Source organism: Taibaiella soli, from assembly GCF_003236175.1.
Lineage (GTDB): Bacteria > Bacteroidota > Bacteroidia > Chitinophagales > Chitinophagaceae > QKTW01.
On the sequence record NZ_QKTW01000024.1, the window covers coordinates 1 to 13,342 of the forward strand.

13 protein-coding genes and 1 riboswitch are annotated in these 13,342 nt (G+C 44.0%); of the genes, 9 read left to right on the top strand and 4 right to left on the bottom strand.

Annotated features, from left to right (window positions below; translation table 11 throughout):
* Positions 1-393 precede the first annotated feature (393 nt).
* Positions 394-502: riboswitch (TPP riboswitch) on the top strand.
* Between the two features lie 66 nt (positions 503-568).
* The 7 genes from thiS (at position 569) to moeB (ending at position 7,466) form a co-directional block, all read left to right on the top strand.
* On the top strand, positions 569-772 hold the full coding sequence (gene thiS, locus DN068_RS18025; protein ID WP_111000340.1) for a sulfur carrier protein ThiS: 204 nt from the start codon (positions 569-571) through the stop codon (positions 770-772).
* A 168-nt stretch (positions 773-940) separates the two neighbouring features.
* On the top strand, positions 941-2,794 hold the full coding sequence (thiC, locus tag DN068_RS18030; RefSeq protein ID WP_111000341.1) for a phosphomethylpyrimidine synthase ThiC: 1,854 nt from the start codon (positions 941-943) through the stop codon (positions 2,792-2,794).
* Positions 2,795-2,917: 123 nt separating this feature from the next.
* The gene (locus tag DN068_RS18035; protein WP_111000342.1) at positions 2,918-3,676 is read left to right on the top strand and encodes a hydroxymethylpyrimidine/phosphomethylpyrimidine kinase; all 759 of its coding nucleotides are present in this window, start codon (positions 2,918-2,920) and stop codon (positions 3,674-3,676) included.
* Positions 3,673-4,311, top strand: a complete 639-nt coding sequence (locus DN068_RS18040) for a thiamine phosphate synthase (RefSeq protein ID WP_111000343.1) — start codon at positions 3,673-3,675, stop codon at positions 4,309-4,311. Before DN068_RS18035 ends, DN068_RS18040 begins: the two co-directional genes overlap by 4 nt.
* Positions 4,304-5,089, top strand: coding sequence for a thiazole synthase (locus DN068_RS18045; RefSeq protein WP_111000344.1), 786 nt, complete (start codon positions 4,304-4,306; stop codon positions 5,087-5,089). Before DN068_RS18040 ends, DN068_RS18045 begins: the two co-directional genes overlap by 8 nt.
* A 188-nt stretch (positions 5,090-5,277) precedes the next feature.
* Positions 5,278-6,381: a 2-iminoacetate synthase ThiH gene (gene thiH / locus DN068_RS18050; protein ID WP_111000345.1), complete on the top strand. Its 1,104-nt coding sequence runs from the start codon at positions 5,278-5,280 to the stop codon at positions 6,379-6,381.
* A gap of 23 nt (positions 6,382-6,404) precedes the next feature.
* Positions 6,405-7,466, top strand: a complete 1,062-nt coding sequence (gene moeB / locus DN068_RS18055) for a HesA/MoeB/ThiF family protein (protein WP_111000346.1) — start codon at positions 6,405-6,407, stop codon at positions 7,464-7,466.
* An 87-nt stretch (positions 7,467-7,553) separates the two neighbouring features.
* Here the strand turns inward: moeB and DN068_RS18060 are convergent, their stop codons facing one another.
* Both DN068_RS18060 and DN068_RS18065 read right to left on the bottom strand, forming a co-directional pair.
* A complete protein-coding gene (locus tag DN068_RS18060; protein WP_111000347.1) occupies positions 7,554-8,159 on the bottom strand; it encodes a thiamine phosphate synthase in 606 nt (201 codons plus the stop codon).
* 58 nt (positions 8,160-8,217) lie between these two features.
* The gene (locus tag DN068_RS18065; protein ID WP_111000348.1) at positions 8,218-8,709 is read right to left on the bottom strand and encodes a YajQ family cyclic di-GMP-binding protein; all 492 of its coding nucleotides are present in this window, start codon (positions 8,707-8,709) and stop codon (positions 8,218-8,220) included.
* A 194-nt stretch (positions 8,710-8,903) separates the two neighbouring features.
* Between DN068_RS18065 and DN068_RS18070 the strand changes: the two genes are divergently transcribed.
* Positions 8,904-9,683 (top strand): chitinase, encoded by a 780-nt coding sequence (locus tag DN068_RS18070; RefSeq protein ID WP_243630311.1) that lies wholly within the window; start codon positions 8,904-8,906, stop codon positions 9,681-9,683.
* A 429-nt stretch (positions 9,684-10,112) separates the two neighbouring features.
* On the opposite strand, the gene DN068_RS18075 is transcribed toward DN068_RS18070, so the two are convergent.
* On the bottom strand, positions 10,113-10,700 hold the full coding sequence (locus DN068_RS18075; RefSeq protein ID WP_111000350.1) for a nitroreductase family protein: 588 nt from the start codon (positions 10,698-10,700) through the stop codon (positions 10,113-10,115).
* 443 nt (positions 10,701-11,143) lie between these two features.
* Between DN068_RS18075 and DN068_RS18080 the strand changes: the two genes are divergently transcribed.
* Entirely contained in the window at positions 11,144-12,571 is a 1,428-nt protein-coding gene (locus tag DN068_RS18080; protein WP_111000351.1) for a TlpA family protein disulfide reductase, read from the top strand.
* 19 nt (positions 12,572-12,590) lie between these two features.
* Here DN068_RS18080 and DN068_RS18085 read toward each other — a convergent pair whose 3' ends face one another.
* Positions 12,591-13,238, bottom strand: a complete 648-nt coding sequence (locus tag DN068_RS18085; protein WP_111000352.1) for a DUF47 domain-containing protein — start codon at positions 13,236-13,238, stop codon at positions 12,591-12,593.
* Between the last annotated feature and the right edge of the window lie 104 nt (positions 13,239-13,342).

Consider the following 13,342-nt stretch of genomic DNA (forward strand, 5'->3'; position numbering starts at 1 on the left):
ATGATGGATCTTAAACAATATTTGCCTTTGGTTTTGGCTGGTAAAAAACTTGATATAACTTGCCATTCGGAATCAGTTAAACTAGAAGGAAAACACATTTGCAAGATGGTGTTTGATTAAACCTCTTAGTTACAACACTGATTCCTTTTTTTATGCTTTTCTTTTTAAACACCCTCTCAGCATGACAAACTTCGAGTTCCGCTCTGCATGACAAACTTCGAGTCCGTTCAGCATGACAAACGTGAACTAAACCTTCATTTCGGGAACTGTCTCCTTTCGTCGACATGACCATGTAATTATGCTCACGAGTATTCACCTCTGACGTTTCACCTTCGCCGTTTCATCATTTTTGAATTTTGACTTTTGAATTTTGAGTTTTTCCCTACATTTGCCTAAAGACTTTAGGGGTGGGACTAAGATGCGTGCATCAAACGTTCCTGAGATTATACCCTTAGTACCTGATCAGGTTAGGACCTGCGAAGGGAAAAGCAGACAGCTTCGGCTGTCTTTCATCTCATGTCTTCCTTAAAGTTTATTGTTTGATTTTTAAACGCCCCTGTGGGTTTTTATGAACATTTATATCAACAGTAAACTGCAGGAAATTCCGGAAAACGCTACCATCATGGAAGCGCTGAAATCCTCCGGGGTTACTGCATTTAGCGGCATAGCCGTTGCCGTCAACAATGCGATTATTCCATTTTCATCGTGGAGCAGCCATGCGCTGGGCCAGGACGATAATCTGGTAATTATTCGTGCTACGCAAGGCGGGTAATTAATCGTGAATGGTGAAACGTCAAACGTGAAAGGTCAAACTTAAACGTACTGATATGCTCCGGACTAATCTTCTATTGCAAATAGTCAATCTAAAATAATGCTGGGAATCCTCCTCCTTTGGAGGAGTTAGAGGAGACCTGGTCTTCATTTATTATTCTGCTTCTTTATGAAAAAAGAACAAGTTCCTGCATTTGTAGCTGGTTCACTTCAGCCGAACGCATTGCCTATGTCGCGCAAAATTTATGTGCCTGGCAAACTGCATAACATACAAGTGGCTATGCGCGAAATAGCGCTCAACCCTACTATTACCAGCACTTTCGGACTAAAGGAAGAAACGCCGAATCCGTCAGTAACGGTTTATGATACCAGCGGTCCATATACCGATCCGGATTATAAAGCAGATGTAAAAAAAGGGTTGCCAAGACTAAGAGAAAGTTGGATCAATGAGCGTGGCGATGTAGACCAATTGGCTGCATTTTCATCAGCATACTGCAACGAACGCATGAATGATCCGAAGCTGAAAGAACTTCGTTTTGAGCATATTCAAATGCCTTACCGTGCACAAACAGGACAAAATGTAACGCAACTCCATTACGCGAAAAAAGGCATCGTAACTCCAGAAATGGAATACATCGCGATCCGCGAAAATCAACGCATCGATGAACTCCAACAGCAGAATGAGCTGTGGGCACAACATGCCGGTGAAGACTTTGGCGCGCGCGTTCCAAAGACACATATCACACCAGAATTTGTGCGCGAGGAAATTGCAGCAGGGCGTGCAATTATTCCATCTAATATCAATCACCCGGAATGTGAACCGATGATTATTGGTCGTAATTTCCTGGTGAAAATCAATACCAACATCGGTAACTCAGCGGTTTCTTCGAGCATTGAAGAAGAAGTAGAAAAAGCTGTTTGGAGCTGTTATTGGGGCGGCGATACCTTGATGGATCTTTCTACCGGAAAGAACATTCACGAAACACGCGAATGGATCATCCGCAACTGTCCGGTGCCTGTTGGAACGGTTCCGATTTATCAGGCCTTAGAAAAAGTAAACGGCAAAGCGGAAGACCTGACCTGGGAAATTTTCAGAGATACTTTGATTGAACAGGCAGAACAAGGCGTTGACTATTTCACGATCCATGCTGGTGTGCTCTTGCGTTATATTCCACTTACAGCCAAACGTATGACGGGCATCGTTTCACGCGGTGGCAGTATCATGGCAAAATGGTGCCTGGCGCACCACAAAGAGAATTTTCTCTACACGCATTTTGAAGAAATCTGCGAAATCATGAAAGCTTATGATGTAAGCTTTTCATTAGGTGATGGCCTGCGCCCAGGTTCTATTGCAGACGCAAATGATGCGGCACAGTTTGCCGAATTGGAAACACTCGGTGAACTCACAAAGATTGCCTGGAAACATGATGTGCAGGTAATGATTGAAGGTCCGGGACACGTGCCAATGCACCTTATCAAAGAAAATATGGACAAGCAATTGAAAGAATGTCACGAAGCACCTTTCTACACGCTCGGTCCATTAACAACTGACATTGCACCGGGTTATGATCATATTACATCAGCGATCGGCGCGGCAATGATTGGTTGGTTTGGTACTGCGATGCTTTGTTATGTGACGCCAAAAGAACATCTCGGCCTGCCGAATAAGAAAGATGTGAAAGACGGCATTATCGCTTATAAAATTGCAGCGCACGCTGCGGACCTGGCGAAAGGTCATCCTGGTGCACAACACAGAGACAACGCATTAAGCAAAGCGCGTTTCGAATTCCGTTGGGAAGATCAATTCAATCTTTCGCTCGATCCAGAAACAGCACGTTCTTTCCATGATGAAACATTGCCAGCCGACGGTGCAAAAATTGCGCATTTCTGCTCCATGTGCGGTCCGCATTTCTGTTCGATGAAAATCACGCAGGACATTCGCGACTATACTGCAGAACACGAAAAACTGATGCAGGAAAAAGCAGCGGAGTTTGTGGATCAGGGAGCTGAGATTTACAATTAGAAGTTAGCATTCAGATGCCAGATGCACGCTTTGTTTTCTAAATCGTAAAGATTAGACTTGCAAACATTTTAATAACAGAGTAAAACAGCCAGCATCTGGCATTTTGAATCTAGTATCTATATAATGAACCATCAACTAACAACTACAATCTCTATTGCAGGACACGACGCTTCTGGCGGTGCCGGCATACTCGCAGATGTAAAAACATTTGAGCAATGCGGTGTGCATGGATTTGGCGTAGTTTCTGCACTCACGTTTCAGAACGACGTGGAATTTGAAGGCGTGGACTGGATTGCTCCGGAAAAAATTATTCGTCAGACAGAGCTTTTATTGCGCCGTTTTAAAGTGCAGTATGTGAAGATTGGCCTGATCGAAGACCTGGATGTATTGCAAGAAATCGTTGGGTATCTGCAGCAACACATCGAACAGGTACGTATCATTTTCGATCCTGTTCTGAAAGCAAGCGCTGGTTATGCATTTCATGGCGCAGACTTCGCCGCAAGGTTGCAAAACATAATGCCGGCGCTCTATTGCATAACACCTAATATACCGGAGGCAAAGACTCTATTTGGTGAAAATATGCTACACCAGACTTTGCAAAACCAGCCTTCCAACATATATCTAAAAGGTGGCCATACAGAAGAAGACATAATTAACGACTATTTGTTTACGCATGATAATGAGTATCGCTTTTTCAATAAAAAAATACCAAACGGCGAAAAACATGGCAGCGGATGTGTGCTTTCAGCAGCACTTACGGCCTACCTCGCACTTGGCATGGATATTGTAACTGCATCGCGGATGGCTAATCAGTACACACAGCGTTTTTTGGCCAGCAACCCATCATTATTAGGTCATCATCAAATCAGTTACGAACTATGAAGAAAATCAGTCGTTTGCAGTACATCACCACAGATGCATCTTTAGCCGAGAAAGCCTGTATAGGCGGAGCAAAATGGATACAACTCCGGCTCAAAAATGTGAATTATGAAGCTTATCTCGAAACGGCAAAAGAGGTGCAACTTGTCTGCGAACAATACAATGCGATTTTTATAGTAAATGATAATGTTTCCCTTGCCTTGGAAACCGGCGCTCATGGCGTACATCTGGGCAAAGAAGATATGCCGCCTGCGAAAGCAAGAGATTTGCTCGGCGATGACTTCATTATCGGCAGCACTGCAAATACAATTGAAGACATCATACGCCTGTCGAAAGAACCGATCAATTACATAGGTCTCGGTCCCTTCCGTTTCACAAAAACGAAAGAAAACCTGAGCCCGGTTATTGGCCTGGAAGGGTATGAAGCCATATTCGCGGCGTTAAACAAACAAAACATACAACACCCGCCAATTGTTGGCATTGGCGGCATTGAGACAGACGATATAGCCGCGTTGTTGCAAACAGGCTTATATGGCATTGCTGTTTCCGGCATTATTTCAAATGCTGAGGATCCTGCCATGATAACGAATACACTGCTTGATGCAGTTTACCACACACAATTACAAACGTATGAATGATCCTTTAGTAATAGCCGGAAAATCCTTTCAATCAAGGCTTTTTCTGGGCACCGGAAAATTCGGAAATCATCAGGAAATGGAAGCAGCGATTGTTGCTTCCGGCTCCGAACTGGTGACCATGGCATTGAAGCGTATCGACTTCAACGATAAAGAAGAAGACGATATACTGCGCTATCTAAATCATGACCACATTAATCTGCTGCCAAATACATCTGGCGCCAGAACCGCAGATGAGGCGATTTTTGCAGCTCGATTGGCTCGTGAAGCCCTGCAGACAAACTGGCTAAAACTAGAAATCCATCCCGATCCGCGCTACCTGATGCCAGATGCAATAGAAACGCTGAAAGCAGCAGAGCAATTGGTAAAAGAAGGATTTGTGGTGTTGCCTTATATTCATGCAGATCCCGTTTTATGTAAAAGACTTGAAGCAGTAGGTGTAGCTGCAGTAATGCCTTTGGGCGCTCCGATCGGCAGCAATAAAGGTTTACGCACACTTGATTTTTTAGAAATTATTATCGAACAAAGCAACGTGCCAGTTGTGGTAGACGCAGGGATTGGCGCACCAAGCCATGCCGCCGCTGCACTGGAAATGGGCGCAGATGCAGTACTTGTAAATACAGCGATTGCAGTGGCACAGGATTCTGTACAAATGGCGACTGCATTTAAAATTGCCGTTGAAGCCGGAAGAATGGCCTATAACGCGAAGCTCGGCGCAGTCCAGCAAAGAGCGGTCGCAAGTAGTCCGTTGACGGAATTTTTGATGGTGAATGGTGAATAGTGAATGGTCAATTTCTATGTTATACCATCGAACAAATGCGGCCAAACATGGGCTGTGGTAAAATAAGTGTCCCCCTGAGCGGAATCGAAGGGCCGACAAACACGAGAATAATTTATCGCGCATTGACCATTCACAATTGACCATTGCCCTTTTGAATTTGCTTTTTTGACTTCTGAATTTTGAATTAAATGTTCGACCACATATTCAACCAACATTCCTGGCACGATGTGCAATCCAGCATCTACAGCAAAACAGCTGGAGAGGTGGAGTTGGCGCTGCGCAAATCAAAGCGCGACATTGAGGATTTCAAAGCCTTGATATCTCCAGCAGCGGCACCATATCTGGAACAAATGGCACAACTAAGTGCCGCGCTTACGCAAAAGCGTTTCGGAAAAACCGTGCAGCTTTATGTGCCGTTGTATCTTTCCAACGAATGCCAGAACATTTGTACTTATTGCGGCTTTAGCTACGATAATAAAATAAAACGCAAAACGCTTTCATCATTTGAGATTTTACAGGAAGCTGAATACCTGAAGCAGCAAGGGTTTGAGCACGTATTGCTCGTAACCGGCGAGGCAAACAAAACTGTTGGACTGGATTATTTCCAGAAAGCAATCCGGTTATTACGTCCTCATTTTCGAAACATTTCTATTGAGGTACAACCGCTGGACGCCAATGAATATGCGGCTTTGACGCAGGAAGGATTGCATGCAGTACTAGTGTATCAGGAAACTTACAACAAAGAGCACTATAAAGATTATCATCCGAAGGGAAAGAAATCAAACTTCGATTACCGGCTCGAAACACCCGACAGGCTTGGCACAGCGAATATTCACAAAATCGGATTAGGCGTGTTGATGGGACTGGAAGACTGGCGTACGGATAATTTCTTTACGGCATTACATCTGTCTTATCTCGAAAAACAATACTGGCAAACCCGCTACAGCATTTCTTTTCCCCGCTTGCGACCAGCGGAAGGATTGATAGAGCCAAAAGTTGTCATCAACGATCGCGAGCTTACACAACTGATTTGTGCCTGGCGTATTTTCCGCGAAGAATTGGAATTATCTATTTCTACGCGTGAAAGTCAATCGTTCAGGGATAATATTATTCGTCTCGGAATTACCAGCATGAGTGCCGGCAGCGCTACCAATCCCGGTGGCTATGTTACAGAGCCAGAATCGCTGGAGCAATTCTGTATCGACGATAACCGCTCCCCGGCCGTAGTAGCAGCAATGATTAAAGAACAGGGCTATACGCCTGTCTGGAAAGACTGGACGGCTTTTTCGTAATTTTAGATTTCAAGTTAACCATCATGTTATCGCCCGCAGAACAGGAACGTTATAGTCGCCAAATCATGCTGCCGCAGATCGGTGAAGATGGTCAGCAAAAATTAAAAGCTGCCAAAGTACTGATGGTAGGCGCCGGCGGATTGGGTTGCCCTGTGCTGCAATACCTTGCTGCGGCGGGTGTTGGTCACATTGGCATAGTAGATGGTGATGTTGTTTCACTGAGTAATCTGCAGCGACAAATTCTTTATACCGAAGCTGATATCGACAAACCAAAAGCAGAAACCGCAGCAGAGAAAATACGATTACTGAATCCACACATTGACATCGTTTCCTACAATACAGAACTAAATAACGAAAACGCAATTGAGATCATTCAGCCCTATGATATTGTGGTTGATGGCTCCGACAATTTCGCCACACGTTATTTATTGAATGATGCCTGCGTCATCACGAACAAGCCGTTGGTATTTGGATCTATTGATAAATTTGAAGGGCAGGTTTCGGTATTCAATTATAATAATGGTCCAACTTACCGTTGCTTATTCCCCGATATGCCTCCGGCAGAAATGATGCCTAACTGCTCGGAAATTGGCGTCATCGCTACCCTTCCGGCCATTGTAGGCAGTATTCAGGCGAATGAAGTGTTGAAAATCATTACTGCGGCGGGGAACGTTTTAAGCGGAACACTACTTATGTTCAATGCCCTGTCAATGCAATTTCATCAGTTTCATTTTTCGCTAAACGAAAAAAATCGCGACATTTATCAGCTGCAACAATCACAAAAAAAAGTTTGTGCAGCGCCGCAAATAATTGCCTACAGCCATTTACAAGAATTATTGCAACAGGAAAAAGACGTGCAACTGATAGATATCCGTGAAGAATCTGACCATGCTCGTTTTAATATCGGCGGCATCAATATTCCTTACTACGAAATTCAAACAAGAGTTTCTGAACTGGACCCAAATAAGAAGACAGTGCTCTACTGCCAGGTTGGACAAATGAGCAAACAATGGGCCACGTGGCTGATGCAGCAAGGGTTTCAGGACGTATTTAGTTTAAAAGACGGAGTGGTTTCGGCACGATAGATTCTGGCGCGAGGCTCCCGAAGGGCGACTCGTGTCTATAAAATTCAGCTAGTTTTCCGACTGCGGCAATATTAGTGGGAACTAAGTTCACCCCTGAGTCCGCAAATAAATTTCACGAAACGCCACCACCGGATTTTCGCTTTCCCAAACGGCGCCAAGCAAGGCAGCACCATCAAAATTCATTTCTTTCAACCTTTGAATATTGTATGCCTGCACACCACCCAAACCAATAACTTCAGGACAATCAACCTTCGTCTGTTTCAATGTTGCAGCACCTTCCAGATCAATTCCCGCCTTGTATCCTTTCTTGGAAATACTATCAAAAACCGGACTGATAAACACATAATTAAAATGATCTTTCGCAGCTGCAATTTCATCCCAACTATGAAAAGAGGATGAGATTTGTTTCGGTTTTAACAATGCTAATTCATCTGATGTTTTCTGCAAATCACGGATATGACTGTTGAGATGCACACCGCCCAGGTTGAACTCCTCCAGCAATGAAAAATATTCGGTAAGCACAATGCGATCATGAAAAGTATCATCGACAGCAGCGATATAATTCCTGTAATCTTCTTTGCTGAAACCCTTTTTCCGCAAATGCAACCGCTGTAATCCATACGCAAAACAACCATTCACAATGGATAGCTCGCGGCCAAAAGTATCATCTGGCGTAATTAAAATCAGTTTCATACAAGGTCATAAAAAAACGGCACCATGTAGATGCCGTTCCTATCGTTGAAAAATTTGATCAGGCTTTCATATTGATGAACTGCAATGGCAGATCAAGTCCACCGCCACGGCAAAGCTGAATTACGTCCTGCAGGTCGTCAATCTTCTTACCTGTTACACGGATCACATCATCCATGATTGCAGCCTGCACTTTCAGTCCGCTGTCTTTGATCAGCTTCACAATCTTCTTCGCATTATCGCGATCAATGCCGTTTTTTACCGGAATTTTTTTACGAATGTATTTACCGGAAGCGGTAAAATCTTTCGACATATCAAAGCTATTCGCTTCCAGTCCCTGGCGCATCGACTTCGTGAGCAGGACATCTTCAGCCTGTTTCAATTTCATATCGCTTTCTACCTCCAACTCAATGACCATTTCTTTTTTGTTCAACTCTATAGAAACATGGGTCCCTTTAAAGTCGAAACGGTTTTCAATTTCTTTTTTGGTCACGTTTACCGCATTGTCAAGTACCTGCGGATCTACTTTAGAAGCAATATCGAAAGATGGCATACGTCAAAATTTAGTTATGAAATCGGCTGGAAATTTACGTCAAAAAGCTGAAAGCTTAAAGCCTGAGGCCCGAAAGCTGCAAGCAATAACCTGCAAATCCCTTAGCTTTATACCACATGCACAAACATCTGCTGTTTTTTCTTGCTTTTTCATGTTCATTTGCAATGCCGTCCATTGCTCAGAAAAGCTGTGTCATGCGCTTCCTCAATGAACAAAAATGGAACGAGCTTTTTCCCAACCGTTATGGTGTTTCTACGTATAAAGATCCCAAACGTGCTGCAGCGCCGGCGATAGATTTCTATAGCTTCCAGGCGTTTTGCAAAGCCGCAAAACAGTTCCCTAACTTTCTGAACGAAGGAAAAGAAGCGGACCGGAAACGAGAACTGGCAGCCTTTCTGGCTAATGCTGCCCAAGAAACTTCGGGAGGCTGGGATGAAGCGCCAGGTGGTTATTTTAAATGGGGATTCTATTTTCTGGAAGAACAAGACTGGTCGAAAACGCACAATAACTACGCCGATACTTCTAAGAAAAACTGGCTGCCGGCAAATGGCGTCTCCTACCATGGCCGAGGACCAAAGCAACTATCCTGGAATTACAATTATGGGCAATTCAGTGAGGCTTATTTTGGCGACAAGGACAGCCTTTTACGACACCCCGAATTATTAGCAACTGACCCGGTTGTTTCATTTGCATCAGCGATCTGGTTCTGGATGACGGCGCAACCTCCTAAACCGTCCTGCCACGATATCATGATACAAAAATGGATACCCACAACCCGCGATTCAGCAGCCAACAGATATCCGGGATTTGGCACTACCGTCAATGTGATCAACGGTGGCGTGGAATGCGGTCTGGCAAATCCGAAAAAGAAAACACAAAACCGTTATGCCTATTATCTCTATTTCTGCAAGTACTTCAAAGTAGATCCAGGCAAAAACGCAGACTGCAACGGACAGAAACCATTTAATTTCTGATCTTAAGTAATACCAATTGACCATCAAAAAAATGGAACGGTGTAAAGAAGGATTAACGGAACACCTCCGGCCTAAGGAAACGTAGGCGTTAAAAAATGAAATGCATACAGCGTCCGCAATTATGATGGTGAACGGAGCAACACAGGTCAGTTATAGATTGGCCAGGAAGGGTATAAAGCAGCACAGTAAGCTTTAATAATTGCAGCGAAATGCCTTTTCATTTTAGCCGTGGTTTCCTTAAGCCTTGAACTTTTGGTTACTTTTGCTTCAAGGCAAAAGTGACAGAAAACACTCCTGGGAAATTGATTTAGCCAAAATTTTTAATGCCGTTTTTGAAGTTCAATTGGTATAAGTCGTGTGTAATGAAAAAACGGCCAGACGACTTTGAGCCGTCCAACCGTTTTTATGAATTTTGATTTTGACTTCAGACTACATCCACTGCACCTTATCCGAAACCGGAATATTGCGCTTACCTTCTTTCACTTCTTCATCCGTGTAACCGAGATACAGCAAACCCATTACCTGATCTTCTTCTTTCAGATCATAATGTTTTTTCATTGCAGGCTGCAGCGTCATACCGCCCGTGTTCCAGATGCTGGCAATACCGCTGGCAGTGGCGCCGAGCAGCACGTGCTCAATAGCAGCGCTGGTTGCTGCGATTTCTTCCAGTTGTGGAATTTTCGGATTTGCGCCACGTTGCATTACCGCCACAATCAGGTGAGAAACCTTATCACCCGTACGTTTCATATTCTCGAAAGTCGCTTCGCTGCGTTTATCTTCTGCTGTATTATCCCAATACATCTGCGCATGGTCTTCACAGAATTTATTCAGCGATTCACCCGTATATACAAAAAAGCGCCATGGCTCTGTGCGACCATGTGTCGGTGCCCAGTCAGCCAGTGTCAGCAAATGCGCGATCGTTTCGTTATCGATCATTTTGCCGTTCATAGACGCCGCTTTCGTAGTACGACGACCAGTAATTATTTTCTCTAAAGTCTGGAGTTCGTTGTTTGACATAGGCCGCAAAGGTACACCGTTAGTTAGGAGTATAAGTTATCAATGACGAGTTTTTCTCCACAGCGAAAAAGGTTCCAGCTCCGATATCCGATATTTATCATTTATCAGCCCGGCAGAAATACCCCGTTCAGCAACAGTCCCGCTGTCCGCTATTACTCCTCGCTCCTTTGGTCGCTGCGGGGTAACCGCTGCCATCAGGGCTATTATCCCGGCGTTCGCGTTACAATCAGGCCGTCCATATTTCCCCCAGGTTCAGGCTTTTAACAAATACTTATAATTATCACACCAGCGATTACAGGAAAAGACACGTCTTTTTTCCCGATGCTATATGCTAGTTTTCAAGGAACAACAATTTTTACATACGCTATTGCTACCGTAACCAAAAAATTGTACCTAACTTCTGGCGTCTAACCGCTATCCGTTAATCAGGTCAACCTAAAAAAATGAAGAAACAAACATTTTTACTCCTGCTCTGCTTTATTGCATTACAGTCTTTTGCCGGCGACGGTTATAAGATCAAATTAAAAATCACCAACCCGGTCAACGACAGCATGGTGTACCTGGCGCATTATTATGCCAAACCCTTTCCTGCCCTGTATAAAGCGGATTCTGCACGGATCAAAAACGGTGTAGCCAATCTCACCGGAAAGGAAAAATTAAACGGCGGCATTTATGTGCTTTTACTTTCAGACATGGCTACTTTTTTTGAAATCATCCTGAATAACGGAGACGATCTGAATGTTACCGTAGACACCAAGCATTTGCCGGCGAGCATCGTCATCAAAAATTCGCCTGAAAATGAACATTTCCTGACTTATGAAAACTATATGCAGGGATACGGCATTCAACAGGATTCGCTCAAAAACCGCCTGGCTAAAGCTCGCACCTCTTCCGACACCACAACGATCAAGGCAGAAAGTGAACGCCTGTTCAAAGCAATGAACGCCTATCGCGACGAGCTCAGAACCAAATACCCAAGCAGCTTTCTCGCGCATGTGCTCGGCGCGTCAACCGAAGTGCAAGTACCGGAAGGAAAACATTATTTACCTAACGGAAAGGAAGATTCAACTTTCGCTTACAACTATTATAAAACGCACTACTGGGACAACTTTGACTTTAAGGACAACCGGCTGATCAACACGCCGCTGCTGCAAAACAAGCTGGATCAGTATTTCAACAAAGTACTGGAACAAATTCCGGACACAATCGAGAAATATGCAGACATAGTGATCGCCAAAGCGCGAGGTTCCGAAGACCTGTTTAAATTCACGCTGGAATGGCTTACCATCAATAGCCACGACAGCAAGATCATGGGCATGGACGAGGTATTCGTTTACCTTGTAGAAGATTATTTTATGAAAGGCGATGGCACCTGGCTGAGTCCCGAAGATTTGCAAAAACGCATCAAACGCGCGCGCGACATTGCACCGAATGTTGTGGGCAATATAGCACCAGAATTAAAACTGCCAGATGTTGATGGTAAAACGCAAAGCCTCTCCGGGGTGCAGTCAAAATACACACTCCTGCTCTTCTACTCTCCCGATTGCGGACACTGTGCACAGGAAATTCCAAAGCTCGATTCTCTCTATCGTGCATCATTGAAAGCAAAAGGCGTAAAAATTTACGCAGTAGCTACTGAAGACGAGCCGAAATGGAAAGATTTTATCAAGAAGAACAACATGTCTGACTGGATAAACGTGGCAGACTGGCAACGCACATCAGACTATCGTGCAAAGTATGATATCTATAGTACACCGGTTATTTATCTGCTCGATGAAAAGAAAATCATCCGCGGCAAGCGAATTGATCATACCAATATCGGTACCGTAATAGAAATGCTGGAAACGCGGGAAAAAACGTCAAAGAATTAACGCCCGAAGCACTATGAACCTATGAATATTTGATCAGGATGGATTCAACTACGTTGGAGACATCCTGACATTTTTCTGCTACTATCTGCAGCATCTCGTAAACATCTAACTTACGGATTACCTCACTGGCATCAGTAGCTGTCGCAAACATTTGCACCGTAGCGTTATCCATCATATCATCGCATTCATGGCTCATCTGGCCAATGAGAATACAATTCTCAGCGATCTGCATCAGGTTACGTACATCGCGCAGCTGATGAATTGCCTTTTCCAGAATCTCCGCAATCCGGGCAACGCGATTTGCAAAATCTACGATTGCGTCATCTACCGGCAGTATGTTGTAGTCATTCATGCGCATCGCCGAATTCCAGATGTAGTCGATGATATCGTCGAGCGTGCTGGCCAGGTAGTGAATGTCCTCGCGGTCAAATGGCGTGATGAAATTTTTGCCAAGTGTGACAAACAGATTATGGGTGAGGTCGTCATTTGCATGTTCCGTCTCTTCCAGTTCCCTCAGTAATGCTTTGCGCGCTTCGAAATCATTTTCGGACACATACGTCACAAACAGCGCACTCATTTTTACCACATTCAGCGACACTCCTTCAAACAACGTATAAAACTTATCGTTGTTCGGAAAGAAAATACGCAGCATAGACGGCATTGCCATATTCAGCTAATTCTTATTCTGGACAAAGCTATTATGATAAAAGTTGGGAATACCAGACGTTCAACCTATTTAACAATTTAGCAATATAAAAATAAAAAACATCC

What these genes read in the sequence shown, in the direction of transcription:
- thiS (WP_111000340.1), top strand. Translation starts at nt 569, where the DNA reads ATGAACATTTATATCAACAGTAAACTGCAGGAAATTCCGGAAAACGCT.
- thiC (WP_111000341.1), top strand. Translation starts at nt 941, where the DNA reads ATGAAAAAAGAACAAGTTCCTGCATTTGTAGCTGGTTCACTTCAGCCG.
- DN068_RS18035 (WP_111000342.1), top strand. Translation starts at nt 2,918, where the DNA reads ATGAACCATCAACTAACAACTACAATCTCTATTGCAGGACACGACGCT.
- DN068_RS18040 (WP_111000343.1), top strand. Translation starts at nt 3,673, where the DNA reads ATGAAGAAAATCAGTCGTTTGCAGTACATCACCACAGATGCATCTTTA.
- DN068_RS18045 (WP_111000344.1), top strand. Translation starts at nt 4,304, where the DNA reads ATGAATGATCCTTTAGTAATAGCCGGAAAATCCTTTCAATCAAGGCTT.
- thiH (WP_111000345.1), top strand. Translation starts at nt 5,278, where the DNA reads ATGTTCGACCACATATTCAACCAACATTCCTGGCACGATGTGCAATCC.
- moeB (WP_111000346.1), top strand. Translation starts at nt 6,405, where the DNA reads ATGTTATCGCCCGCAGAACAGGAACGTTATAGTCGCCAAATCATGCTG.
- DN068_RS18060 (WP_111000347.1), bottom strand. Translation starts at nt 8,159, where the DNA reads ATGAAACTGATTTTAATTACGCCAGATGATACTTTTGGCCGCGAGCTA.
- DN068_RS18065 (WP_111000348.1), bottom strand. Translation starts at nt 8,709, where the DNA reads ATGCCATCTTTCGATATTGCTTCTAAAGTAGATCCGCAGGTACTTGAC.
- DN068_RS18070 (WP_243630311.1), top strand. Translation starts at nt 8,904, where the DNA reads ATGCGCTTCCTCAATGAACAAAAATGGAACGAGCTTTTTCCCAACCGT.
- DN068_RS18075 (WP_111000350.1), bottom strand. Translation starts at nt 10,700, where the DNA reads ATGTCAAACAACGAACTCCAGACTTTAGAGAAAATAATTACTGGTCGT.
- DN068_RS18080 (WP_111000351.1), top strand. Translation starts at nt 11,144, where the DNA reads ATGAAGAAACAAACATTTTTACTCCTGCTCTGCTTTATTGCATTACAG.
- DN068_RS18085 (WP_111000352.1), bottom strand. Translation starts at nt 13,238, where the DNA reads ATGGCAATGCCGTCTATGCTGCGTATTTTCTTTCCGAACAACGATAAG.